A 25396-nucleotide genomic window follows, 5' to 3' on the forward strand; every position below is an offset into this window, starting at 1 on the left:
TCTATCGTCACAAAATTGAAATAAAGCAATCGTTATGAAAACGGTTCAATTGTTGTTATAATGAATTTAATAATAAAATGGAGGTATTGGGTATGATTAAATTAGGTATTATTGGTACAAATTGGATTACAGGTCAATTCGTTGAAGCAGCGCATGAATCTAATGAATTTCAATTGACTAGTGTCTATTCAAGAACCGAATTAAAAGCCAAAGATTTTGGTGAAAAATATGGTGCAACAAATTTTTACGATAATATGACAGAATTTTTAAATTCAGATAAATTTGAGGTAATCTATATTGCTTCTCCGAATAGTTTACATTTTGAACAAATTAAATTAGCGATTGAAGCTGGTAAAAAAGTTATTGCCGAAAAACCAGTGGTCTCAAATCCAACAGAAATGGCCGCTATTCAGACGGTTCTTAGGGAACATCCTGGAAGTCAATTATTTGAAGCAGCTCGACAAATTCATCAAGATAATTTCAAAATTATTGAACAAAAAGTAACTGAACTAGAGACCATCCAAGGCGCAACTTTAACTTATATGAAGTATTCGTCACGTTATGATGCTATTTTAGCAGGTGAAGAACCTAATATCTTCTCACCAAAATTTTCTGGTGGTGCATTACAAGACTTAGGTGTTTACGTTGTTTATAATGCTATTTCTTGGTTTGGTACACCACTTGAAGTTCAGTACTATCCAACAATGTTACCAACAGGTGTTGATGGTAAAGGTGTCGCAATTCTAACTTATGAAGATTTTAGAGTGACCTTAAATATTGGTAAGACAGCAAATTCATATTTAACTAGTGAAATCTATGGCCTAAAAGACACAATTGTGATGGATAATGCAGCTGAATTAAATGAGGTTCTTTATCGAGATGGCTCTGATAAAGAAGAACTACTTAGTCAAAAACCAGCTAAAAATCCGATGTTAGCTGAAGCGATTGATTTTGCTAGAGTCATCAATAACCCCAATGACGTAACGAACAAAGCTGATTATATAAAATGGCAAAAACTTAGTGTGACAGTTAATCAAGTATTGTTTGATTTAAGGAAAAGTGCCGGAATTGAATTTCCAGCTGATCATAAATAAGAATTATTGAGATAAGTTTCTGTGAATCAATGGAAGCTTATTTTTTATATGCTATACTTAATTATTAAAACTAATCCTATGAAGTTAAAAGAAAGAGACTAAAATGAATCCAAAATTTGATGCATATTTTAAAGAACAAGGTTTTGAAACACAATCACCCATCCAAGAAGCCGTTTATGAACCTCTAAAATCAGGTGAAAATATCCTTGGATTAGCACCAACCGGTTCTGGTAAAACATTAGCGTTCAGCTTACCTTTACTCGAAAGATTAATACCTAAAGATGGCATTCAACTATTGATTATTGCACCTTCACAAGAATTAGCTATGCAATTAGCAGGTGTCATTCGTCCTTGGGCTAAAGAACTTGATTTAAAAGTTCAAGCTATTATTGGTGGTGCTAATATGAAACGCCAAATTGAAAATTTAAAGAAAAAACCTGAGATTATTGTCGGAACACCAGGTCGCTTATTGAATTTAGCTGAAGATAAAAAAATTAAATTACATAAAGTTAAATCAGTTGTCATTGATGAAGCGGATGATTTATTAACGGATGAAACACTAACAACTTGTCGTGATTTAATCAGCCAGGCACCTGCAGGCATTCAATTAAGTTTCTTTTCTGCGACGGAAACGGCAATATTAGATGATTTGAAAAAATGGTTTGGTGCTAATGTGACAACTTATGATGTTCGTGAAGTTGATCAAACACAAGGTATCGTTCACCATTATTCAATTGAAACACCAACGCGTAAACGTCAATCAACGTTGCGTCGTTTAGCAAATGTTGAAGATTTTTATGCACTAGTTTTCTTTAACCAACTATCATCGTTACAAGATATGGCTCAAAAATTAAAATATGATCATGTACCAGTCGCTGTCTTAGATAGCGAGCAACGCCAAGTTAATCGTGCTAATGCTTTATCACAACTTCATAAGCATGAAATTAAATTATTACTAACGACGGATGTTGCCGCTCGAGGTTTGGACATTCCAATGTTACCCGCAGTCGTAAATTATGATATGCCTAAAGATACGACGTCATATATTCATCGTGTCGGCCGGACAGGCCGGATGGGTGCTGAAGGGATGGTTATTAATCTTGGAAATGAACATGATCTACGTACCTTAAAACAAGATTTAAAAAATACACCATTTGAAATTGAAAAAGGTTACTTATATGATGGTGCGATTGTAACAGAAAGACCAGAACGTGTGGCTGAACCAAAAGCTAAGAAACTTAAACCAGTTGAAGTGAAAGCCAAAACAGTTGATGGTCAAAAGCAATCTGATGAACCAGTAAAGAAACCACATCGTAAAGTTCGTTTGAGAAATCAAAAAAATAAAGGTAAAAGACGCAAACCAAAAGCAGAACATTTTGATTAATGAGAAGGATCATCCAATAATAATTGGATGATTTTTTTATTGACTAATTTTGTAAGCGATTGCACGAATAGGGTAACCGTGCTATATTTAAAGAGGTTAATTCGTACAGAAGAAGGAGTTGAGTAGATCCATGACAAATATGAAGTTAGATGAAACTCATTTTGGAAGTTACTTTGATTTATCAATTTATGCCTTTAATAAAAAAGTATCAGCACAGAGAAAGAGCTTTTTTCGCAAACTTTATGAGCATTCATCAGATTGGGGCTCAGTTGAATCTGGGAAAGTTGTCAGCGGTGTGATTAATACACCATTTACGACTCATTTTCACGGGACTCAATTTAAAATGGGTGGTATTGGCTATGTTGCAAGTTATCCAGAATTTGCTGGTCAGGGTAGTATTGGACAATTAATGAATTTAGCTCTGGATGAGATGTATGATAATGGAACGACATTATCGTATTTAGCGCCATTTTCGTATCCGTTCTATCGTAAATTCGGTTACGAAGCAACATTTGATCAAACGATATATCGGATGAATACGAAGGATTTACCACGATTAAAAGTTAAGGCCATAGGTCACGTTGAACGTCACCGTTATTTGGATGTAAAAGAGGAATTAAATAAATTATACCAACAGAATCAGCTCTCTCAACAAGGTGGTATTGAACGGCCAGATTGGTGGTTAACTTATTCGGCGGAGAAACACCCTAACTGGGAAGTAGCGGTCTATTATAATGAAAAAAATGAGTCAGAAGGCTATCTTGTTTATCAAAGAGAAACTGATGAATTTAAAATCGTTGAATGGATATATCAAACAAGTGAGAGTTGGCTCCAATTACAAAATTTTGTGCTTAAGCATCAATCAGCATACGAATGGTTTAGTTATGAGAGTCCAATTGGACAGCCATTTCCAGATGTACTGGCAAATCCTCAAGTTGAAGTGACAACGCAACCTTACATGATGGCAAGAATTGTAAATGTTGAAGACTTTCTCAGCAGATACCCTTACCAGCAAGATTTTCCACAAATTGTGATTCAAGTTCAAGATTCGACTATTCAGGCTAATGAAGGCTATTGGCAAATTAGCCGAATAGACGGACAAACAAAAGTTGAAAAGACTGAAAATTCAGCAACTACGTTTACAACGGATATTCAAAATTTAACACGAAGTATGATGGGGTATCGAACATTTAAACAATTAAAACAATATGGATTTGTATCAGGCGACGTGACGTTATTCGATGGCGCATTAATTAAAGAACAACCGATATTAAGTGATTATTTTTAAGGAGAGAATAGATAATGGAATATGAAAAAATGAGTCAATTTCCAACTGATTTTTTATGGGGGGCTTCCTCAGCTGCTTACCAAATTGAAGGTGCGTATCAAGAAGATGGTAAAGGATTATCAGTTTGGGATAAATTTGTAAGAATTCCTGGGAAAACATTTAAGGGTACAAATGGTGATGTAGCCGTCGATCATTATCACCGTTTTAAAGAAGATGTCGCCTTAATGAAGGAGCAAGGATTGAAAGCTTACCGTTTTTCAATTGCTTGGACACGTATTTATCCAGAAGGAAAAGGTAAAGTTAATCAAAAGGGGATAGATTTTTATAATCGATTAATCGATGAGTTAATTGCGAATAATATTGAACCTGTTGTGACACTTTATCATTGGGATTTACCACAAGCATTACAAGATGAATATGCTGGTTGGGAATCTCGTGAAATTATTACTGATTTTACGGATTATGCGAAAACTTGTTTTGATGCATTCAGTGATCGTGTTAAATATTGGGTATCATTAAATGAACAAAACGTATTTATTTCTCATGGCTATCAAATGGAGAGTCATCCGCCTGCAGTAAATGATGAAAAAAGAATGTATGCTGCAAATCACATTGCTAATTTAGCAAATGCTTCAGCAATTAAGGCATTTCATGAAGGTCATTATCAAGGTGAAATTGGGCCTAGCTTTGCCTATAGCCCGGGTTATGCAGTTAATGGAGATCCTAAAAACCAAGTTGCGGCTACTAACTATGAAGATTATGCTGCTCATTTTTGGATGGATATTTATGTTTATGGACGTTATCCAAAAATGATTTATAAATGGTTAACTGAACGTGGAACTGCACCTACTGTTACAGAAGCAGATCAAGCTCTTTTAATTGCTGGAAAACCAGATTTTATGGGTTTAAATTATTATCAAACCCAAACAATTGCGGCTAATCCGTTAGTTGGTGGTGTTGGACTTGCTGCTGAAAATAATACAGGTAAAAAGGGGACTAGCTCCGAAAGTGGCGTTCCAGGCATGTTTAAGACTACTAATAATGAATTTTTAAAACAAACTGATTGGGATTGGAATATTGATCCTGAAGGGCTAAGAATTGCTCTGAGAAGAATTGATAGTCGTTACGACTTACCTGTTCTTATTACTGAAAACGGTCTTGGTGCTTATGATAAATTAGAAGAAGGCAATACAATTCATGATGATTACCGAATTTACTTTATCAATGAACATATTAAAGCCATTCAAGAAGCCATTTCAGACGGTGTAAAAGTCATTGGGTATACAACTTGGAGTTTCACTGATTTATTGAGCTGGTCAAATGGCTATCAAAAGCGCTATGGCTTTGTTTATATTGATCGTGATGAAGAAAGTGCGAAAGAATTAAAACGATATAAGAAAGATTCATTCTATTGGTATCAAAAGGTCATTAAAGAAAATGGTAGTAAGTTATAAAGTAATTTAAATAGCTATTGATAACGCTTACAATAAATGATACAATAAATATGAAATGAGTGTTACTGATTCGATCAGGCATGACCTATTGATGTAGATATGAAAATATCTGTATTTGTAGGTCATTTTTTATGGGAAGGGGTCGGTTTGATGTGAAGTTCGTAAAAAATTTTAATAATAATGCAGCTTTAGTTGAATCATCCGACAATGTTGAGTGGGTGGTCATTGGTAACGGTATTGGATTCGGTTATCATGCTGGAGATAATATCGATAAGGACCAGATTGACCGACGGTTTAAAGCTGAAGAAGATTCAGATACAATGAAATTAATTTCAGGATTTGATGCAGAAACTTTGGAAGTTACGACAACTTTTGTTGGAGTAGTAGAGCCATTAATTGATGTGACATTTGATGATGTTCAATTTTTGATTTTAGTGGACCATTTTCAATATTCATTACAAAAAAATCGTGAAGAAATGTTTTTAAATGACCGATCTGTTCATTGGGAAATGAAAAAATTATTTCCAAGTGAATTCCAAGCTGCAAAGGTTGGTATTAAAGAAATCGAATCAAAATTTGACATTACGGTTCAAAATAATGAATTGATTTTATTAACCTATCATTTGATTAACGTCAAAGAAGGCGGACATGCTGTTCAAGAATCGATGAAGCTGACAGAACTCATTTCGGGAATTGTTAATATTATTCAATTAGATACTGGTATTATTCTCGACGAAAAATCATTTAATTATAGTCGATTTGTCTCACATTTACGCTATTTATTCATTAGGCATTTTCATAATACTGAGATTGATCGTGCAGAACTTGACCCTGAGTTGCTCGCCATGATGATTAGTCGGTATCCACAAGTGTACGAAACAGTGGAAAAAATCGTGCAGTATATTCGAGAACGGGCCGATTGGGATTTACAAGCAGACGAACAAGTTTATCTAGTTTTACATATCTGGCGAGTAACCCATCGGCAAACAGAAAATTAAATAAATTGATAATTAGGTGTGTTATTGCCATTTATAAGCAAGCATAAACCCAGTTATCCATGCAAACTCGTATTTTTTGAGTTGAAATGGATAACTGGGTTTTAATTTATAAAAAATATAAAGGAGTGATTGTGATGAGTTACGAAAAATTAGCTAAAGATATTTTAAAAAATGTAGGTGGCGAAGCTAACGTTAATAGCGTAGTCCATTGTACAACCCGACTAAGATTTAAATTAAAAGATGAATCTAAGGCCAATACCGATATGTTGAAAAATATGGACGGCGTAGTGACCGTTGTTAAAAGTGGCGGCCAGTACCAAGTGGTTGTTGGAAATCAAGTTCCGGAAGTTTATGATGCATTAGTTAAAGGTAGCGGACTTGATGGTGATGGCATTGTGCCAGATAATGATGGCGAAAAAATGAAACCGCTTGATGCCTTTATTGATATGATTTCAGGTATCTTTGCACCAGCTCTAGGTGTTTTAGCTGCAACAGGGATGATCAAAGGAATAGTTTCATTACTAGTCGCATTTAGCTGGGTGGCACCGACATCTGGAACGTATATTATTTTAAATGCATTAGGAGATTCTTTCTTTTATTTCTTCCCGATTATCTTAGCTTACAGTGCTAGTAAAAAATTCCACGTTAATCCATTGTTGGCAATGGTTATTGGTGCATCCTTAGTTTACCCAACTATTGTGGCACAATTGCCAGCAACACTAGCCGCTTCAGGTGGAAAAGTGCTGTACACTTTATTTGCAGGAACAATTTTTGAATCACCAATCTATATGACATTCTTGGGGATTCCAGTAATCATGATGAGTTACGCATCATCAGTTGTACCTATTATTGTATCAATTTGGTTTGCATCAAAAGTGGAACCATTCTTCAAAAAAGTGATACCAGAAGTTGTACGAACATTCTTAGTGCCAATGTTAACAGCACTTGTTGTTGTGCCTATTACATTTATCTTTATAGGTCCCATAACAACTTGGGCTAGTGATATTGTGGCAACCGGATTTACAGCTGTATACACATTTAGTCCAATTGCCGCTGGCGCAGTTCTTGGTGGCTTATGGCAAGTACTTGTTATCTTCGGGTTACATTGGGGACTTGTTCCACTTGCCTTACTTAACATTTCAACAACAGGCTCAGATCCAATTTTAGCACTTATGCTAGGGACAACGTTCGCTCAAATTGGGTCAGTATTGGCAATTACAATTAAAACAAAAAATAAAAAACTAAAAGGTCTTGGCTATTCTTCATTTATTTCAGGAATCTTTGGTGTTACGGAACCCGCTATTTACGGAATTACGTTACCTCGTAAAAAACCATTTATTATTACATGTATTTCAGCCGCTATTGGTGGCATGGTTCTTGGTGTATTTGGGACAAAAGGATACATGGTTGGTGGATTAGGCATTTTCTCTATTCCAAGTTACTTGAATCCTAAGACAGGAATTGATATGTCATTCTACGCTGTGCTGATAGCAATCGTTGTTTCATTCGTATTGGCATATGTCTTAACACTTATGTTCGGTTTAACAAAGGAAGATCAAGAAGTACCCGTTGCTGTTGCTGAAACAAAAGTAACAACGTCAGTAGTACCTGTAGAAGTAGAAATGAGTGGAGAAATCCTTGGTAGCCCACTTAAAGGCGAAGTATTACCTTTATCAGAGGTTAAAGACCCTGTCTTTAGTTCTGGTATTATGGGTGACGGTATCGCAATTCTACCTGAAGTTGGTCAATTATACGCACCTGCTGATGGTAAAATAACATTAGTTTTTCCAACAGGACACGCAGTTGGTATGGTGACAGACGATGGCGCCGAAATTTTAATGCATATCGGAATGGATACAGTTGAATTAGAAGGTAAGTATTTTGAAATTCAAACAGAAATTGATACCGTCGTAAAAAAAGGCGATTTATTACTTAAATTCGATATTGAAGGTATTAAACAGGCAGGATATGAAATTATTACGCCAATTATCGTGACGAACACACCAAAATATAAAAAAATTAAACCACTTGCTAAAGACCAGTCAGAAATAATTGTTGGTACTGATTTATTAGATTTAGAAATTAATTCAGGAGGTCAATAAGATGACAAAATCAAATTTTCCAGATAACTTTTTATGGGGTGGCGCAACGGCCGCTAATCAATTTGAAGGGGCCTATGATGTTGATGGTAAGGGCCTGTCATTAGTAGATATATTACCAGACGCACACCATGGTCGCTGGGATTATTTATTTAATGTAAAAGAAGCGATGCAGATGAAAGAAGATTTTTATCCTAGTCATGAATCTGTTGATTTTTATCATCATTATGAAGAAGATTTACGATTAATGGCAGAAATGGGTTTCAAAACCTTCAGAATGTCAATTAGTTGGCCACGGATATTTCCACAAGGTGATGAAAAAGAACCAAACGAAAAAGGGCTAGAATTCTATGATAAAGTTATCGATCTTTGTAACGAATTAGGGATGGAACCGTTAGTAACAATTAACCATTTCGATACGCCGTTAGGGATGTTGAAAAAAATGAATGGTTGGGCTGACCGTCGAATGATTGATAATTACTTAAACTTTTCACGCGTCTTATTTATGCGTTATAAGGATAAGGTTAAGTATTGGTTAACATTTAACGAAATTAATATGATTTTACACATTCCGTTATTGGGCGGTGGATTAGATTTGGAAGGGATTGATAATCCTGACCAAATCAAATATCAAGCGGCACATCATCAATTAGTTGCCTCTGCGCTTGCGACAAAATTAGCACACGAAATTAATCCTGATTTTAAGATAGGGTGTATGTTAGCGGCTGGGGTTACCTATCCCAATACACCTAATCCAAAAGATGTATTTGAAGCAATGACAAAGGATCGGGAAGGATACTTCTTTATTGATGTTCAGTCACGTGGCTACTACCCAAGTTATTCGGCAAGATTATTTAAAGATATGGGTATAGAAATTAAAATGGCAGATACCGACGAAAAAGATTTATTAGAAAATACAGTTGATTTCATTTCATTTAGCTATTATTCATCAAGATTAGCAAGCGCTGATCCTGAGATGACTGATAAAACAGCAGCAAATGTCTTTGATAGCTTAAAAAATCCTTACTTAAAGACAAGCGAATGGGGCTGGCAAACAGATGGCCTTGGTTTGAGAACAACGATGAATCAAATTTATGATCGTTATCAGAAACCATTATTTGTTGTTGAAAATGGATTAGGTGCAAAAGATGTTGTGGAAGAAGGCAATAAAATTCATGATGATTATCGCATTTCTTATCTAAGTGAAAATATTGAAGCAATGGGTGAGGCGATTGCAGACGGGGTTTCTTGTCTAGGTTACACATCATGGGGCTGTATCGATTTAATTAGCGCAGGCTCAGGCGAAATGGCGAAACGCTATGGTTACATTTACGTAGATCGAGATAACGAAGGTAACGGGACGCTAAATCGATTGAAAAAAGATTCGTTCTATTGGTATCAAAATGTTATTAAAACAAATGGTGTCGAATTATAAACTGGAAAAATTGAAGATATAAAATTTCGATGCGATTTAAAATACTGTTTAAGCAATGATTGTTTGCTTAAACAGTATTTTTTTATTTGCGAAAGTCTTATTGCTTAGTGGAAAAATAATATTAGGTGTACAATTATCGAAATCTTAAAGATAGTTTAGAAAAGATTGGATAAAATGATGTGTTTTAGACCTTAAAAAAATTGTTAAACAAATATATATAACGTGGAAGAAGGTCTTTCCGATGAGAAAAAGGTTTAAACCTGTAAATAATGAAATGAAATGGGTAGGAATTGTTAGTATCGTGTTGTGTTTAATTGAACCATGGTTAATAGTTGTGAATTTAACGATTGGCATGTGGTTAGTGGGGACGGGTATGATTGGCATTGGAACTTATATTGAAAGACTACCCTTTTTTCAGAAAAATATTGGTTATCGTCTATGTGGTATGTTGTTATTTATATTAATTGCATTCATTAATACAATTTATATAATAGTAATTCTTCTACTGCTACAATTTCAAGGATAAAATAAATAGCACTTACAAGTTAAATATATAAAAAATAGGTTACAAAAGCTCGGCAGTATACCGAAGTCTTGTAACCTATAAGGCGGAAAATTTATTTAAGATGTCCCTGATCAGAGTCGAACTGATGACCTACCGCTTAGGAGGCGGTTGCTCTATCCAGCTGAGCTACAGAGACAAAAAGGCTGATTACTTCATTGTAAATGGCAAAAATAAATAAGTCAATTATTACTATTGTAGATTTTTAAATTCATAGTCATAATTTTCATTTACAACATGGCTAAGGTGTCAGTAGTTTCATAGATATTGATCTTTTAGTTCTAGCAATATTATATTTCTTGAGTGACAGCACAATTTTCTATTGTTATAATTAAACCATTAAATAATTTTATTTGGGAGTAAATAGCTTGATAAATAAGTTTGAATCTTTAAAAAAATATGGAACGGTATTTTGCGTTATTTTTATATTAAGTTTTTTTCTGACAGTTCCGCAGATACTTAATAATAGTTTAGTAGTTGGTGCTGATTCTCTATTCCATTTTAACCGTATCTATGATGATTATATGCAGCTTAAAACAGGTAACTTTAATTATTTTCAATCTAATTACGGTTTTCAACAAAGTGGTCGAATTGTTAATGCCTTATATGGACCAGGGTTTACTTACCTTTTAGGTGGATTACTAGGTATCGTGCATAGTTGGATTAAATTTGAAATTGTCACGTCATTCATAATTTTCTTTATTAGTGGATTTTCAATGTATTTTCTATCTAGAGAATTGAAAGCGACTAAAAAAAATTCAGTCTTAGCTGCTAGTCTTTTTATGGGTAGTTTCTATATCACTCGATGGTCAATCTATCAGAATTTTATGATATGGGGCGTTATGTTGATGCCTTTGATTGTCATTCTTGGGCTTAAAATGATTAAAAATAATGCTAAGGATTTAAAAGTACTACCTTTAGCATTAGCAGTTTCAGTGCTAATCCAAATTCACGTCTTAAGCGCCTTAATGTCAATTGGCGTTTTAGTTGTATTCTTTTTCATTGGCTTTATTCAAACTAACCAGAAATTACAACTTTTATTAAAATGTTTTCTAGCCAGTTTACTGGCGTTAGTTCTGACCTTTAATGTTTGGGGAGCTATGTTGGATGTTTTCTCAAATAATAAAATATATTCACCATTTGCCAATTCAAACATGTCTGGTTCAACCATGAACCTTTCAACTGGTAACTATAGTGGTACACAGTTTGGATTGGTTATGAGTATCATTTTTGTGTTACAAATTGTTTGGTTGTTTTCAAAAAGAAAAGAATTATCTCTAGCTAATAAGATTGTTACTATAATAGGAGCTATTTTTCTTGCTCTAACTACAAATTTATTTCCGTGGACTAGGATATCTATATTAATTCCACAGTTACAAAGTTTTTTACAGTTTCCTTATCGATTTGATAGTTTTACTACGATTCTATTAGTAGCGGGGTTCAGTGCTACAATTTCTACGTTACCTTCGCCGAATGCAAAGAAAAATTGTTCATTGTTTTTAATTGTCGGAAGTATTTTTATTTTAGGGCAATCGTATAGTGATATTCAGACTAAAAATGAAATTTGGAATTCAAATGAGTCAATTATAGCTAAAGGACATGTTACAACCCCAGATTCTTTAAGTACTGTCCAAATAAGAAATGCTTTTACTAATCGTGATTTAAAAAAAGGGTTAGAGGTAGCACAAAAATCAACTCCAGATTATTTACCTAATAATCAAGAATTAAGCAAGGATCCTTACAATGAATATAAAAATGAAATTATAATGAATAAGTCAAATATTATAAAAAGAGTGACAGATAAGGGTGATTTATCGCTTAGATGGACTGCAACAAAAATAGGAGAAACAATGTCCTTACCTATTATTGTTTATAACAATTCAAAAGTTACACTAAATGGAACTAAGCTTAATATAAAAAAGATTACCTTATCAAATATAGGTAGTCCAACGATTAAAGCAACAAAAAAAGGTATCAATAGAGTAACGCTTAGTTATCATTCAAAAATCATTACTAAACCTCGACTAATGATGGTTATTGCAGCGTGGGTGATTAGTAGCTTAGCTTTTATTACCTTTACTTATAGGGATTATAAAAATGACATTTAATATAAACAAACATATGATTTTAATATACTATATTAAGATATACTTTCTGAATTTGGGTTACAAAAACCTAATCAATAAAATAAGTAGTAGTGAAAAAGGTATAAACTAACAGAAATGCTAGTTTATACCTTTTTATGTGATCATTTATGCCCAATCCCCATTACGGAAAACGGGTACTGTACTGCCATCCTCACGAAGCCCATCAATTGACATGTCAGATGAGCCGACCATGAAGTCAACGTGCGTTTGGCTTAAATTTAAACCAGCAGCGGCTAATTCAGTATCGTTCATTTTAGTACCATCCTTAATAGAGAAGGGATAAGCGGAGCCAAGCGCTAAATGGTCACTGGCATTTTCATCGAATAATGTATTAAAGAACGTTATTCCTGATTGTGAAATTGGAGAAGGGTCTGGAACTAAAGCAACTTCACCCAATGATTTTGCGCCATCATCAGTCTCTAGTAAGTGCTGTAAAACTTCTTCACCTTGTTCAGCAGTTGCTTTAACAACCTTACCTGCTTCAAAAGTAAATTTCATACCACTCAAAGTAGTTCCTGCGTAGCTTAATGGTTTTGTTGAAGAAATGTAACCATCAATACGTCTAGAATCAGGTGCGGTGAAAACTTCTTCGGTAGGCATGTTAGCCATGAATTCATGACCTTGTGCATCAAATGAACCGGCGCCTTCCCACAAATGATTTTTAGGGAGACCGATGACGATATCTGTCCCTGGGGCAACATAATGTAAAGCAGAAAATTGTTCTTTATTTAATTCTTCAGCTTTTGTGCGCAATGTTAAATCATGTTGATGCCATGCTTCAATTGGATCTTCATGATCAATACGTGTTGTTTTAAAAATTTCTTCCCAAAGTCGTGAAACAGCAAGTTCGCCTTTTAATTCAGGAAAAACGAGTTCAGCCCAAGCAGTATCTGCGGCAGCGACTACAGTCCAACTAACGTCATTATTTTGAGTTGCTTTACGTAATGGACGTAGAGCTTGACCCATAGCTTTTTGGCGTGAGGCAATCTTTTCAGAAGGGATACCAGCAAAGGCATCAGGATCATCTGACATGACTGAGATGCGAGATGCTTTTTTAGCAACCCAATCTTCAACTTCTGAGGTTGCATAACCAGGAACGTCGACTAAACGGTCTAGTGGAGCAAATTCAAGGAATGATTTCGAGACATGACTATCTGCCCATTTAACGATAACTTCACTTGCGCCAGCAGCATAAGCTTCATTGACGATTAAATGAGCTAATTTTTGTTGGGTTACGGAAATTTGTAGGACGATTGTTTGGCCTTTTGAGACGTTAACACCGACTTTGACGATTAATTCAGCATATTTTTTAAGTTGATCTTCAAAATTTATTTTTGACATAGAAAGACCTCCAAATTTATTTATGAAATAATGATAACATATTAATGAGAAAATGATTAATAATTAGGCTATTAAATTTTTGTTAACAAAATCAGAATTTTGTCTTTTCTTTGGTATAATAGTAACTAATATAATCATTGAGGAGGCCAATTATGAAAAAAGTAAAAGTGATGACTGTTTTTGGGACGCGTCCAGAAGCAATAAAAATGGCACCTGTTGTCTTAGAGTTAAAAGAACGTACGACGGAGTTTGAAACAGTAACTGTCGTAACAGCACAACATCGCCAAATGTTGGACCAAGTCTTAGAGATATTTAAAATAACGCCAGATTATGATTTGAATGTGATGCACGCTAACCAGACATTAAGTGATACAACTCGAAATGTTTTACAAAAATTAGATGATGTTATTAAAGTAGAGCAGCCTGATATTATTTTAGTTCATGGTGATACAACAACAACATTCGCCGCTAGTATTTCAGCTTTTTATAATCAAGTGGCAATTGGACACGTTGAAGCGGGATTACGGACTTGGGATAAGTATTCACCGTTTCCAGAAGAAATGAACCGTCAACTAACAGATGTACTGGCAGATATGTACTTTGCCCCAACTTCGCAAAGCGAAACTAATCTGTTATTAGAAAATCATCCAAAAGAAAATATTTTTGTAACAGGTAACACAGCCATCGATGCTTTAAAACAAACAGTTCAAAAAGAGTATGACCATGATGTTCTATCAGAAGTAAATCCTGCGAATAAAATGATTTTACTCACGATGCATCGTCGTGAAAACCAAGGTGCACCTATGCGTCGTGTTTTCGAAGTGATTAAATCTGTCGTTAAAGATCAGCCAGATGTTGAAGTCGTTTATCCGGTTCATTTAAATCCAGTTGTTAAAGATTTAGCCGAAGAAGTCTTAGGTGGAGAACAGCGCGTTCATCTAATTGAACCGCTTGATGTGGTTGATTTTCATAATATCGCTGCAAAAAGTTACTTTATTATGACGGATTCAGGTGGTGTTCAAGAAGAGGCGCCATCATTAGGAAAACCAGTTCTTGTTTTACGTGATAACACAGAACGTCCGGAAGGCGTGAAGGCGGGTACATTGAAGTTAGTTGGAACTGACCCTGTGAAAGTCAAAGAAACCATGCTATCATTAATAACTAATAAGACAGAGTACGAACGAATGGCAAATGCTAAAAATCCTTATGGAGATGGGCAAGCAGCTAAACGAATATTAGATGCCGTTGCTTATCGATTTGGAGATAGTCAGCAAGAACCTGAACGTTTCGAATAAATGGAGGATTTCTAAAGCATGAGCAAAAGAACAAAACGTCCCATTATTATTGGTGTAACAGGTGGTACTGGTAGCGGTAAGACGACGGTTAGTAATGCTATTTATTCACAATTAGCTGGCGAATCAATCATGATTTTACAACAAGATACTTATTATAATGATCAAGCTGAAATGAGTATGGAAGAACGTAAAGCAGTGAACTATGATCATCCACTCGCGTTTGACAACGAACAGATGATTAGTGATTTGGAACAATTGTTGGATAATGAAGCAATTGATATGCCTGTTTATGATTACACACAGTTTACTCGTTCAAGTGAGACGATCAGAACAGAACCTCAAGATGTTATCATTGTTGAAGGAATTCTAATTCTAGGGGACGAAAAGCTCAGAAGTTTAATGGATATTAAAGTTTTTGTTGATACAGATGATGATTTACGTATTATTCGCCGTATCACACGTGATATGAAGGAACGTGGTCGCTCATTACAATCAGTTATTGATCAATACGTTAAAACGGTTAAACCAATGTATAATCAATTCATTGAACCAACGAAACGCTATGCGGATATTATTGTGCCAGAAGGTGGCGCAAATACAGTTGCTATTGATTTATTGTCAACTAAAGTCCGTGACATTTTACAACAAGACTAGCTAAAAAATCTCATACCAAAAAGTCCCCAAAAGTCTCATGACTTTTGGGGACTTTTTGGTATGAAAAAACTGTTGTTGGTAATAGCTTTTACGCTATTACCAACAACAGTTAGAGTGGACTTGTCATTTATGAACACTATTTTTGTCTAGTTTTCTATTTATAAAATGGAGTGTTATCATCGATAAAATACTAATAATCCAAGTTAAAATGACGAAAAACAAACGCCATGTAGTGATCATTTCCGATTGATATCTAAGCACTACACGATTACTCCCTTTTTTTGTTGCCTTAACAGTAGGGACACCTAATGCAGATAGAGATAATCGGTGTAATTGACTTCCATTTAAGGAGAGCTCTGAATTATTATAAACGACAATAGGAAGTGCGATGGATTCACCTTTTTTTGTCGCATGCCATTTAAGGATTAAATCACCATTTTTTGTAACAGTCTTAGTGATATTAGGACGATTCCTAACAATATCTTTCTTGTATTCTTTTTTATTATATGTTGTCTTTTGTTCTTGATTATTTGGTAAATAATCTGGGGCTATTTTTTTAACCACCTTTAATCCTTTTGATAAATCAGAACTAGTAAAATTAGTTCTAATTTGATCACTCGTTAGATGATTTGAAACGACAACGCTCCCTTTATAAATAAGAGGATCATTGGAATTCCAGAGCTTATTTTGCTGTTGAATATCAATATATGATTGACCTAAAATAAAAAGACTACTAATGATTAAAAATAACTCGCCAAACTTTTTAGGCTTAAATGAAGGTAGCTCAGAAAGAGAGTTGCCAAAACCAGCAAGTAATAAGACAGTTGCAAAACCATAAAAGCGGTAAGGAAATTGTAAAAAACTTCGAAGCTGTGGTATTAGATTCGATATTGTCGTCCAAGGAACAAGATTTGTTGATAACAGGAGAAATAAGGCTCCTAATAGTGTCATTAGCTTATTAGAAAGTGATACTTGTGACCACCTAGAAAATAGTAAAACAAATTGTAAAATGAAAATAACGCTCATAAATAGTCCTATAGATGAAGCGCTATAGCTAGTTGTTGAAAAACGCATTGTAGCACTAGCCATATCTAAGTGAGTGTAAGGCGAGTACAGCGTATTTCTTGTGAAAATTTCTAGCATAGCGCCCCAAACATTAAAGGTTAGAACAATAGTTAGAAGGGCCGCTAAGAAACATTTTGATAAAAGCTGTAATTTTTGATTTGTCTTGTAAAAACCGACAACAAAGAAGATAAAGATGACGCCAACCGACATTAAGGCACTTAAGACATGAATTTGAATAAGCGCTGAAATCAATAATGCTAATGGTAGTACTTTTAAATCCTTAGCATTATTTTTAATCATTTTAAGCCCGAGGATGACAATTAAGGGCATTAGCATAACGCCCCAAGACATAAAATTCTGGTTAATTGACCAACGGGTAACGTAAAAACTCCCCATAAATAGACTAGCAATCAATAATGAAATTTTCTTAGAGGATTGAAGCTCTCTAGATAGAAAATACATTGAGTAACCACTAATAAAGAAAATTAAAAAGGAGGTTATGATTTGAAATAAAATCCAATTATGAACAATTAAGAGTAAGATACCTAACAGATAAGCAAAACCTGGTCCATATAAGGCGTTAATAATGCGACCACTCTGTAAAAAACCATAGTTAGTTTGAAAATAACTAAAGTTACCTGTTTTAAATTGGATATAGGTATCGTAAATACGATTGAAATGAAAAAGCGAGTCACCACCTAAGACTAGACTGTGGTTGATTATTTGTGGAAGAACTAAAAATAAACTAATCAAAAAGATGGTTGTAAATACGATTAAACGATTTTTAAGATAACTGACTTTATTTAACAAGATAGTAAACCCCTAATAGATTTATTTAGTAGATGAGGTCATAATAATATCATTTATGTCTAATTAAAGTCTTCTTAAACGTCTCCAAATTAGAGGTGTTAAACTATAACTCCCCCAAACAATGAGGCCAAAAACACTTAAAAGAAAACCAGTTGATAAGCCAGGTGTTTGATAACTATAAATGATATGATGAGTTCCTTTTTTTAATTTTAAGCCAATAAAAGCGCTATTTGTTTTAATAACGGGCACGCTATGACCATTATCAGTCGCTGTCCAACCTGTAGAGTAAGGGATAGATGATGTTAGGATACCTAATTTATTTGTTGTTATTTTGCCACTAACTCTATTTGTAGCAAATTTTAATGAATTTAATTTATTTTTCTGGATTTTTTTAACATCATTTGTGTAAGTTTGACCAAGCGGAACGGCAGTAATTTTAAGGTTGAATGAGTAAGTCCCTGAATTTGATAAAAGTAAATCCAAACTTTTGGGCATTTGTTTTTGATAGCCCATATTTAGGGTAGCATCAGATAAAACTTTAAAGAAAGAAAGATTTTCAATACCCAATTGCTCAATCGTATTAGTCGTTAAATTAGATTTAACCCCGATCGAATAGCCTGTATTGGAAGAACCTGTCGTCAGTTGCTTCCTAAGCGATTTCTGTGCTGACCGGGGACCATTCGTATCTAATAACTGGTTATCTGGTTTCGTAGTATTATTAAAAATAGCCATATTCACTTGTTCTTTAGAGGACAGTGATTGGTGCTTAATGTTAGTTAATGAAAGATGCAATTCAGAATTTTGATATTTTTTTGCGTTCTTAATGTCAATCTGATAGCTATCTGAAACAGGATTATTACGATAGTGATTATTGGTAATACGTGTTTTTGTTTCGTTAGGTTCTCCGGCGTTCACTGTTTTTACAATTGTATAGGCAACGTTTTCAGTATCAAATGTTGATTGTTTCTGGTTAAATCCGGATGTATCCGCGATACTAACGGCTTTAGCTAATTGACGTTCTTGATCAGAAGCGGATAATTTAGCAGTTTTTTGATTTGAAGTGACATCAGATTGCCAATAAATTAATGGAAAATTATTCTTAGTTTCATAAAGATTGGTTTTCTCAGGTTTATTTTTATTTTCAGATTTAGTTTTGAGTAATGTATAACCATAGGGGATCTTTGACTCATTTGGCTCATTTGAATGAGTAAAGAGATACTTAACGCCAAAAAAGTTATTAGCGATTGTTCGATCATCAAAATTTTCAATCGGAATATTATTGTTATATTGAGCATTTTGTAACCTGTTTGAAAATACTCCGACTGCGCCATTTTGAATCGAGTAGTATGAGTTAATTAAATTTAAATCATTATTTAAATTATTTCGTAACATGTAGTTAGAACCAAAGTTATAATTTTGGCTAATCGTTGAAACACGAAATGAGTTAGATTTAGGAAGAGAATTATCTAATCCATCAAATAGATTAGATGATAGTTTCTGGTAACTACCAGAGGGCATTAAAGTCTTACTATAAAAGTTAGTGAAAGGTGATGCAAAAGAAACCCCAGTAAAGATCAAGTTCACTAGGATAAGACCGAATATGATTCGACCAGAATTTTTATTTTGACGGTAAAGTAAGATTGCGACAAAAAAAGAAATTAAAAAGATAACAGGAATGAAAATTTCTGTCGTCCCATTAATATAAAAGGGTAATGATACTAAAAGTAAATAGATACCAAGACAAATACTGAGGTATTTAATTTCAGGCAACGTTATTTTTTTGAGAGAATCAATGAAGAAGGCACTTCCAAGTGAAATGGGAACAAATAATAATAGAATCCAACGATTAGAAGGGGCTTGAAAACCATTAAACATCGCACCAAACATTGGGAATAGTAACATAATCAACCCAATTGAAAGACTCGTTGTCATTAGTGGGTAGTGTTTCCAATGGTAAAACAGATGGAATAATGCTAGAACAGCTAAACTACTAAAGCCAAATTTAACCCAGAAAGAAGATACTCCGCCAGCAAGTAATTGAGCAGGTAAATTAATGTAGTAATAAGCGGGGAAAGAGGTCAAACCATTTGCGAATAGACCACCTGACCGAGTTGAACTAAAGACCGCAAGAATTGACGGTAGCATGATAAAGGCAGAAATCAGTAAACTGATGACTGTACTGATTAAAAAAGTGCCCGCTGTTTTAAAGAAACTGAGATTTTTTCGATAATAATAAATGAAACGTAGTACTAAATATACAAAAGCACCGATGCCTAAGACTATGGCGAAGTAAAAGTTACTGATAAACATCCATGAAAAAGCAAAAATGAAGAAATGTGGTTTAAACCCTTGTAAAATTTTTTCTATTCCGACAATTATAAGTGGAAAAAGAATGAATGGTGTTAGGAAAAAAGGTTGCATTAGGGATGAATAAAGTGAAAAAGAAGTGAAGGTATAAATGATTGCCCCACCTAAGATCGCGCTATTCGTTAATTTAAAGTGTCTCGCAAAGAAGATAAATGATAGCCCCACGCAAAATAACCTCAAAATGAGTGTGAGCTGGTAAATAGTCACAACGGCACTTGAGGGAAATAATAGCGTAATATAGGCGAATACGTCTCCAATAACGTAATAAGCAAATGTTTGAAATTGATCTGCGCCAAGCCCTAATTTCCAAGACCACATTTGGAGTGGTTGAAAGGGATGGTTGATGAATTCACCAAGTAGTTGACGATAATTTTCTAATACAGGTAGATGCTGTTCAGCAGGATCATGACTTTGAATTAAAGAGTATCCAGCTAGTTTGTAAGTTCCAAAAATAAGAACAGCTAAAATTGCAAAAATGATAATGTAATAAAGATAGGTCATTTTTGATTTTTTTAGATCGAAACGAAACTTCTGCATAGCTGGAATCCCCCTATAATTAATCCTTTTTTGAACTGAAGACGTCTGATTCTTTAATAATATAGACGGGTCTGTTTTTGACTTCTAAGAAAATTTTACCTAAGTATTTACCAAGAATCCCAATACAAAACAATTGAATGCCACCCATCATTAAGATAACTGAAATCGTTGATGGCCAGCCAGCTGTTGGATCACCATAGAGTAACGCTCTAATAATAATAAAGATAATTGCAAAAAGAGAGCCAACAAATGATAGGAAACCAACAAATGTTGCAATTGAAAGAGGTACTTCTGAAAAGGCTATGATACCGTCTAATGAATATTTGAATAAGCCCCAGAAATTCCAACTTGTTTTACCAGCAACACGTTCTTGATTTGTGTATTCTAAGTATTCCGTATTAAAACCAACCCAACTGAAGATACCTTTTGAAAAACGATTGTATTCTGACATTGATAAGACAGCATCAACCATTTGACGGGTCATTAAGCGATAATCGCGGGCACCATTAACAATCTCAGTATCTGAGATGCGATTTATTAATTTGTAGAAAAGAGTAGCGAATGCAGAGCGAATCACAGGTTCACCTTGACGAGTTGTCCGACGTGTCCCCACACAGTCGTAGTCATTTTCTGGATCTTCTAAAATAGCTAACATCTTAGGCAAAAAGCTGGTTGGATCTTGTAAATCAACGTCCATAACAGTTACGTAATCGCCAGTCGCTTTTTGTAAGCCACAATATAAAGCAGCTTCTTTTCCAAAATTTCGTGAAAATGAAGCATAATGGACTGTTGCTGGATGATCTTTTTGTAATTGGCGCATTTCTTTGAGGCTGTTATCAGATGAACCATCATTAATAAACCAATATTCTAATCGGATATCTGGTAAATTGATAGACTCCTTTTCAACCGCATCAAAAAAAAGCGGAATAGATTCTTGTTCGTTGTAACATGGCACAACGATTGAAAGAACTTTGGTTGTCATAAATAAAGTGCCCCCTAGGATGAATTTACTGAATTTTATTTTATGATTTTTTGAAAATAAATAACTTACTAAAAATATAATTAATTAAAACGATGAAAATTTGATCAAATAACTTAACGAGTGATGCATCTAAGTGTAAAACAGAAACACCAATTGTCATAATTAATTGATCAATGACTAATGATAGAAGTCTAAAGCCAAAGAAAGATAAAACTTCACGTATTAAACCTGAAACATGAGTGTTCTTTGAGCCAAATACCCAAAGCTTATTAGTGACGAATGCAAAAACAACCGAAACAAACCATGCAATTACGTTTGCAAATTGATAATTTACACTAAGGTATGATTGGAAAACAACAAAAGTAACGATGTTAATTAGGGTTGTTAGACCACCAAAAATTAAATACGAAATTAGGGCATAATGTTTATGAAATAATTCATTTATTTTATTCATGACTAGTTTTCACTGCTAGTTACTTTATCAAATAGCTCTTTAGCAAAAGCTTCTAATTTAGTGATATCTTCTTCTTCAGGTGCTAAATCGATTTTTAGATTAGCTGAACCCTTTGTTGCGCCTGCTTCTTCGAAAGCTGAACCAAACTTATCAACAGCAGTTCCAAAAAACTCACCATAAAATGTATCGCCAGAACCGGCAACACCGAATAATTTACCGGTTAAATCAAGCTCCTGTAAGTCTTCATAAAAGTCCATGCCTTCATCAGGAAGTGAGCCTTCGTCATAAGTATAAGGAACGACAACGCTGATATCGAAGTTAGTTAAATCAGATGCATCTGATTGTGAGATTTCTTCCATCTCAACTGTTGCACCTAAATTTTCAAATGCTTCGGTAATAATGTCAGCGATGTCTTCATTATTACCTGTAATTGTTGCAAAAATAACTTTAGCTGAAACCAAACTAAATTCCTTCTTCCATATTAAAATAGTAGTTAAAGTATATCAGATAAAAAAACGATTGTGAAAGGAATTGAGTATCTCGTAACAAATTCTATACAATTGCGGTATAATAGTTGAGAAGAATTATTTATTATAGGAGGAAACAAATTAAATGATCACATTAAAATCAGAACGCGAAATTGAAGAAATGCGTGCTTCAGGTGCTATTATTGCAGGGATGCATAAGGGATTACGAGATATTATAAAACCAGGTATTTCTAGTTGGGAAATTGAAACTTTCTCACGTAAGTATATTGAAAGCCATGGTGGTGTTGCTGAACAAATTGGCTTTGAAGGCTATAAATATGCGACTTGTGTCAGCATTAATGATGAAATTTGTCATGCTTTCCCACGTAAAGGGTTAATTTTAAAAGATAATGATTTAGTTAAAGTAGATACAGTTGTTAGTTTACATGGCGCAATGAGCGATTCTTGTTGGAGTTATGTTGTTGGTGAATCTACACCAGAAATTGATAAATTAATGGCAGTAACGCATAAAGCCCTTTACTTAGGAATTGATCAAGCCGTTATTGGTAACCGTATTGGTGATATTGGTCATGCTATCCAAACTTATACTGAAGACCAAATGGGCTATGGTGATGTTCGCGAATACGTTGGACATGGCATTGGACCTACCATGCATGAAAGTCCTTCCGTACCTCATTATGGTCAAGCTGGTAAAGGATTACGTCTTAAAGAAGGGATGACAATTACTATTGAACCCATGATTAATATTGGCGGTTGGGAATCAGAAAGTGATGATCCTAACGGTTGGACAACAAGAACTGCTGACGGTAGTTTGTCGTGTCAATATGAACATGTTATTGTTATCACAAAAGATGGTCCTAAGATTTTAACCTCTCAAGATCCAGAATTTGATGCGAAATATTTATAAAATAGATAGCTACAATGAACTGCTAACTTAATTGTTTAGCAGTTTTTTTGTATAATGTAGCGGATTCATGATAGAATTGTAATATTCGTAGAGTTTGAGATAAATTAATGGGATTTTGTATATCGTATAAAGAAAAAAAGGAGAAGTTAATTATGAAAGTTAGAAAAGCAATTATACCTGCAGCAGGTTTGGGAACTAGATTTTTACCAGCAACAAAAGCAATGGCTAAAGAAATGTTACCTATCGTGGATAAACCAACGATACAGTACATTGTTGAAGAAGCTAAAGCAGCAGGGATTGAAGATATTTTAATTGTTACGGGTAAAGGGAAACGCCCAATTGAAGATCATTTTGATTCAGTACCTGAATTGGAAGCTAATCTTAAAGCTAAAGGTAAATTAGAACAATTAAAAATGGTTGAGCAAACAACTGATATTAATTTGTTCTTTATTCGCCAGTCACATCCTAGAGGTTTAGGGGATGCTGTTTTAATGGCTAAAGACTTTGTTGGTGATGAACCCTTTGTTGTTATGTTGGGTGATGATATCATGCAAGATAAGGTACCATTAACAAAACAATTGATGGATCGCTATGAAGAAACACATGCTTCAACATTGGCTGTAATGGAAGTCCCACATAAAGAAGTATCAAAATATGGGGTTATTGCACCACAAAGTGAAGTGTCAAAAGGGCTATATGATGTTGAAAAATTTGTTGAAAAACCAGCTGTTGATGAAGCACCAAGTGATTTAGCTATTATTGGTCGTTACTTGTTAACACCAGAAATCTTCGGGATGTTAGAAACACAAGAACCTGGTGAAGGTAATGAAGTCCAATTGACTGATGCTATTGATCGTTTAAATAAAGTGCAACGTGTATTCGCGCATGAATTTAAAGGTGATCGTTATGATGTTGGAAATAAATTCGGTTATTTAAAAACAAGTATTGATTTTGGTTTGAAACATCCAGAAGTTAAGGATGAACTTAGAGAATACATTAAAGAGTTATCTAAAAAATTATAATAAAATTAGAAGATTGGGCTGATTTTAAATGCTCAATCTATTTTTTTGTCTAAATGTGATACAATTTATTCTTATATAGATGTATTTCGCGGAGGAATCGTATGAAAAGTAAGTTCGTTCAGTTTATTAAAATATTTAAAACACAATTTATTAATGCCGATGTTAGTAATTCTTCGGTTATTATTGCGTACTATACGTTATTATCGATTTTTCCAGCAATTATTTTTATTGGTAATTTAATACCAATGCTTCATTTAAAGGTGTCCGTTATTTTAGAATATGTAAAAGTTGTGATGCCATCCGCGATATATAGCATTTTAGCACCGTTTATTGAATCGTTTCTGAAAAATGGAAATGGTGGATTATTGTCAATTGGTGCTGTCGTAACGTTATGGACGACAAGTAAGGGGATTAATGCATTGAAGAAAAGTTTCAACCATGCCTATAGTGTTGAAACGAAGCAAAATCCAATTGTTGGGCGAATTGTATCGTTTGTGTTAACGATTGGGTTAGTTATCTCCTTAGGTGCTATTATTTTGTTCTTTGGGTTCAGTCAAATAGTAGTTGAGGTGTTGACACCCATTTTACATTTGCCGGGAGAATTTTTAACTGTGATTACCACGGTTAAATGGCCTGTCGCCTTAATCGGTATTTTTATTATTATTTTATTACTTTATCGGATATTACCTAGTGCAAGACTTAGGTTCAGGGCAGTTTTACCAGGGGCAATTTTGACAACCATTGGGTGGATTTTATTGACCCAAGTATTTTCGATATACGTGCAGTATTTCGGTGGCGCTTTTAGTAGTTATGGTGCAATCGGAACAGTAATGATTATGTTATTCTGGCTGGATTTTGGGGCATGGATAATCATGCTAGGTGCTGTTCTTAATGCATCGATTGCTATTGTTCGACATGGTGAAGTTGAAGCACAATCTATTCAGCTAAATAGCTTATTTAAGCAATATAAAAGTCGATTTAGTAAGAAAAAATAAAATATTATAAATCGTTAG

The 25396-nt window shown here is 34.3% G+C and carries 20 protein-coding genes and 1 tRNA gene; 14 read left to right on the top strand and 7 right to left on the bottom strand.

Annotation, left to right across the window (positions count from 1 at the left end; translation table 11 throughout):
* Positions 1-92 precede the first annotated feature (92 nt).
* The 8 genes from AC1RPJ_RS04220 to AC1RPJ_RS04255 all read left to right on the top strand — a co-directional run bounded on the left by AC1RPJ_RS04220 (position 93) and on the right by AC1RPJ_RS04255 (position 10278).
* Positions 93-1094: a Gfo/Idh/MocA family protein gene (locus AC1RPJ_RS04220; protein ID WP_481761565.1), complete on the top strand. Its 1002-nt coding sequence runs from the start codon at positions 93-95 to the stop codon at positions 1092-1094.
* Between the two features lie 103 nt (positions 1095-1197).
* A complete protein-coding gene (locus AC1RPJ_RS04225) occupies positions 1198-2478 on the top strand; it encodes a DEAD/DEAH box helicase (RefSeq protein WP_481761564.1) in 1281 nt (426 codons plus the stop codon).
* 130 nt (positions 2479-2608) lie between these two features.
* Positions 2609-3766: a GNAT family N-acetyltransferase gene (locus AC1RPJ_RS04230; RefSeq protein ID WP_481761563.1), complete on the top strand. Its 1158-nt coding sequence runs from the start codon at positions 2609-2611 to the stop codon at positions 3764-3766.
* A gap of 14 nt (positions 3767-3780) precedes the next feature.
* The gene (locus AC1RPJ_RS04235) at positions 3781-5220 is read left to right on the top strand and encodes a glycoside hydrolase family 1 protein (protein ID WP_481761562.1); all 1440 of its coding nucleotides are present in this window, start codon (positions 3781-3783) and stop codon (positions 5218-5220) included.
* A gap of 152 nt (positions 5221-5372) precedes the next feature.
* Positions 5373-6218 carry a PRD domain-containing protein gene (locus AC1RPJ_RS04240; protein WP_481761561.1) on the top strand — a complete coding sequence of 282 codons (846 nt, stop codon included), beginning with the start codon at positions 5373-5375 and terminating at the stop codon, positions 6216-6218.
* Positions 6219-6352: 134 nt separating this feature from the next.
* On the top strand, positions 6353-8320 hold the full coding sequence (locus tag AC1RPJ_RS04245) for a beta-glucoside-specific PTS transporter subunit IIABC (RefSeq protein WP_481761560.1): 1968 nt from the start codon (positions 6353-6355) through the stop codon (positions 8318-8320).
* 1 nt (position 8321) lies between these two features.
* A complete protein-coding gene (locus AC1RPJ_RS04250; protein WP_481761559.1) occupies positions 8322-9752 on the top strand; it encodes a 6-phospho-beta-glucosidase in 1431 nt (476 codons plus the stop codon).
* Between the two features lie 241 nt (positions 9753-9993).
* Entirely contained in the window at positions 9994-10278 is a 285-nt protein-coding gene (locus AC1RPJ_RS04255) for a hypothetical protein (RefSeq protein WP_481761558.1), read from the top strand.
* Between the two features lie 101 nt (positions 10279-10379).
* Here AC1RPJ_RS04255 and AC1RPJ_RS04260 read toward each other — a convergent pair.
* Positions 10380-10453 (bottom strand) — tRNA-Arg (locus tag AC1RPJ_RS04260).
* Positions 10454-10682: 229 nt separating this feature from the next.
* Here AC1RPJ_RS04260 and AC1RPJ_RS04265 point away from each other — a divergent pair.
* Positions 10683-12422: a DUF6541 family protein gene (locus tag AC1RPJ_RS04265; RefSeq protein WP_481761557.1), complete on the top strand. Its 1740-nt coding sequence runs from the start codon at positions 10683-10685 to the stop codon at positions 12420-12422.
* Positions 12423-12566: 144 nt separating this feature from the next.
* Here AC1RPJ_RS04265 and AC1RPJ_RS04270 read toward each other — a convergent pair whose 3' ends face one another.
* Positions 12567-13802, bottom strand: coding sequence for an aminopeptidase (locus AC1RPJ_RS04270; protein WP_481761556.1), 1236 nt, complete (start codon positions 13800-13802; stop codon positions 12567-12569).
* A gap of 152 nt (positions 13803-13954) precedes the next feature.
* On the opposite strand from AC1RPJ_RS04270, the gene wecB reads away from it, so the two are divergent.
* Both wecB and udk read left to right on the top strand, forming a co-directional pair.
* The gene (gene wecB, locus AC1RPJ_RS04275; RefSeq protein WP_481761555.1) at positions 13955-15097 is read left to right on the top strand and encodes a non-hydrolyzing UDP-N-acetylglucosamine 2-epimerase; all 1143 of its coding nucleotides are present in this window, start codon (positions 13955-13957) and stop codon (positions 15095-15097) included.
* Positions 15098-15115: 18 nt separating this feature from the next.
* Positions 15116-15751 carry a uridine kinase gene (gene udk / locus AC1RPJ_RS04280; RefSeq protein ID WP_481761554.1) on the top strand — a complete coding sequence of 212 codons (636 nt, stop codon included), beginning with the start codon at positions 15116-15118 and terminating at the stop codon, positions 15749-15751.
* Positions 15752-15874: 123 nt separating this feature from the next.
* Here the strand turns inward: udk and AC1RPJ_RS04285 are convergent, their stop codons facing one another.
* The 5 genes from AC1RPJ_RS04285 to AC1RPJ_RS04305 all read right to left on the bottom strand — a co-directional run bounded on the left by AC1RPJ_RS04285 (position 15875) and on the right by AC1RPJ_RS04305 (position 22427).
* Complete coding sequence (locus AC1RPJ_RS04285; protein WP_481761553.1) at positions 15875-17626, bottom strand: MFS transporter; 1752 nt, start codon at positions 17624-17626, stop codon at positions 15875-15877.
* Positions 17627-17689: 63 nt separating this feature from the next.
* Positions 17690-20530, bottom strand: coding sequence for a YfhO family protein (locus AC1RPJ_RS04290; RefSeq protein WP_481761552.1), 2841 nt, complete (start codon positions 20528-20530; stop codon positions 17690-17692).
* A 19-nt stretch (positions 20531-20549) separates the two neighbouring features.
* Positions 20550-21512 carry a glycosyltransferase family 2 protein gene (locus tag AC1RPJ_RS04295; RefSeq protein ID WP_481761551.1) on the bottom strand — a complete coding sequence of 321 codons (963 nt, stop codon included), beginning with the start codon at positions 21510-21512 and terminating at the stop codon, positions 20550-20552.
* Between the two features lie 40 nt (positions 21513-21552).
* Complete coding sequence (locus tag AC1RPJ_RS04300) at positions 21553-21966, bottom strand: GtrA family protein (protein ID WP_481761550.1); 414 nt, start codon at positions 21964-21966, stop codon at positions 21553-21555.
* A gap of 2 nt (positions 21967-21968) precedes the next feature.
* A complete protein-coding gene (locus AC1RPJ_RS04305) occupies positions 21969-22427 on the bottom strand; it encodes a flavodoxin (RefSeq protein ID WP_481761549.1) in 459 nt (152 codons plus the stop codon).
* A gap of 151 nt (positions 22428-22578) precedes the next feature.
* On the opposite strand from AC1RPJ_RS04305, the gene map reads away from it, so the two are divergent.
* The 3 genes from map (at position 22579) to AC1RPJ_RS04320 (ending at position 25378) form a co-directional block, all read left to right on the top strand.
* The gene (map, locus tag AC1RPJ_RS04310; protein WP_409022111.1) at positions 22579-23361 is read left to right on the top strand and encodes a type I methionyl aminopeptidase; all 783 of its coding nucleotides are present in this window, start codon (positions 22579-22581) and stop codon (positions 23359-23361) included.
* Positions 23362-23513: 152 nt separating this feature from the next.
* On the top strand, positions 23514-24383 hold the full coding sequence (gene galU, locus AC1RPJ_RS04315; RefSeq protein WP_481761548.1) for a UTP--glucose-1-phosphate uridylyltransferase GalU: 870 nt from the start codon (positions 23514-23516) through the stop codon (positions 24381-24383).
* Positions 24384-24484: 101 nt separating this feature from the next.
* Positions 24485-25378 (top strand): YihY/virulence factor BrkB family protein, encoded by an 894-nt coding sequence (locus tag AC1RPJ_RS04320; RefSeq protein ID WP_481761547.1) that lies wholly within the window; start codon positions 24485-24487, stop codon positions 25376-25378.
* Positions 25379-25396 lie beyond the last annotated feature (18 nt).

The organism is Dellaglioa sp. CoH-57-MRSF-17, assembly GCF_056782015.1.

What these genes read in the sequence shown, in the direction of transcription:
- map (WP_409022111.1), top strand. Translation starts at nt 22,579, where the DNA reads ATGATCACATTAAAATCAGAACGCGAAATTGAAGAAATGCGTGCTTCA.
- AC1RPJ_RS04320 (WP_481761547.1), top strand. Translation starts at nt 24,485, where the DNA reads ATGAAAAGTAAGTTCGTTCAGTTTATTAAAATATTTAAAACACAATTT.
- AC1RPJ_RS04225 (WP_481761564.1), top strand. Translation starts at nt 1,198, where the DNA reads ATGAATCCAAAATTTGATGCATATTTTAAAGAACAAGGTTTTGAAACA.
- AC1RPJ_RS04270 (WP_481761556.1), bottom strand. Translation starts at nt 13,802, where the DNA reads ATGTCAAAAATAAATTTTGAAGATCAACTTAAAAAATATGCTGAATTA.
- AC1RPJ_RS04235 (WP_481761562.1), top strand. Translation starts at nt 3,781, where the DNA reads ATGGAATATGAAAAAATGAGTCAATTTCCAACTGATTTTTTATGGGGG.
- AC1RPJ_RS04245 (WP_481761560.1), top strand. Translation starts at nt 6,353, where the DNA reads ATGAGTTACGAAAAATTAGCTAAAGATATTTTAAAAAATGTAGGTGGC.
- AC1RPJ_RS04295 (WP_481761551.1), bottom strand. Translation starts at nt 21,512, where the DNA reads ATGACAACCAAAGTTCTTTCAATCGTTGTGCCATGTTACAACGAACAA.
- wecB (WP_481761555.1), top strand. Translation starts at nt 13,955, where the DNA reads ATGAAAAAAGTAAAAGTGATGACTGTTTTTGGGACGCGTCCAGAAGCA.
- AC1RPJ_RS04255 (WP_481761558.1), top strand. Translation starts at nt 9,994, where the DNA reads ATGAGAAAAAGGTTTAAACCTGTAAATAATGAAATGAAATGGGTAGGA.
- galU (WP_481761548.1), top strand. Translation starts at nt 23,514, where the DNA reads ATGAAAGTTAGAAAAGCAATTATACCTGCAGCAGGTTTGGGAACTAGA.
- AC1RPJ_RS04300 (WP_481761550.1), bottom strand. Translation starts at nt 21,966, where the DNA reads ATGAATAAAATAAATGAATTATTTCATAAACATTATGCCCTAATTTCG.
- AC1RPJ_RS04290 (WP_481761552.1), bottom strand. Translation starts at nt 20,530, where the DNA reads ATGCAGAAGTTTCGTTTCGATCTAAAAAAATCAAAAATGACCTATCTT.
- AC1RPJ_RS04250 (WP_481761559.1), top strand. Translation starts at nt 8,322, where the DNA reads ATGACAAAATCAAATTTTCCAGATAACTTTTTATGGGGTGGCGCAACG.
- udk (WP_481761554.1), top strand. Translation starts at nt 15,116, where the DNA reads ATGAGCAAAAGAACAAAACGTCCCATTATTATTGGTGTAACAGGTGGT.
- AC1RPJ_RS04220 (WP_481761565.1), top strand. Translation starts at nt 93, where the DNA reads ATGATTAAATTAGGTATTATTGGTACAAATTGGATTACAGGTCAATTC.
- AC1RPJ_RS04230 (WP_481761563.1), top strand. Translation starts at nt 2,609, where the DNA reads ATGACAAATATGAAGTTAGATGAAACTCATTTTGGAAGTTACTTTGAT.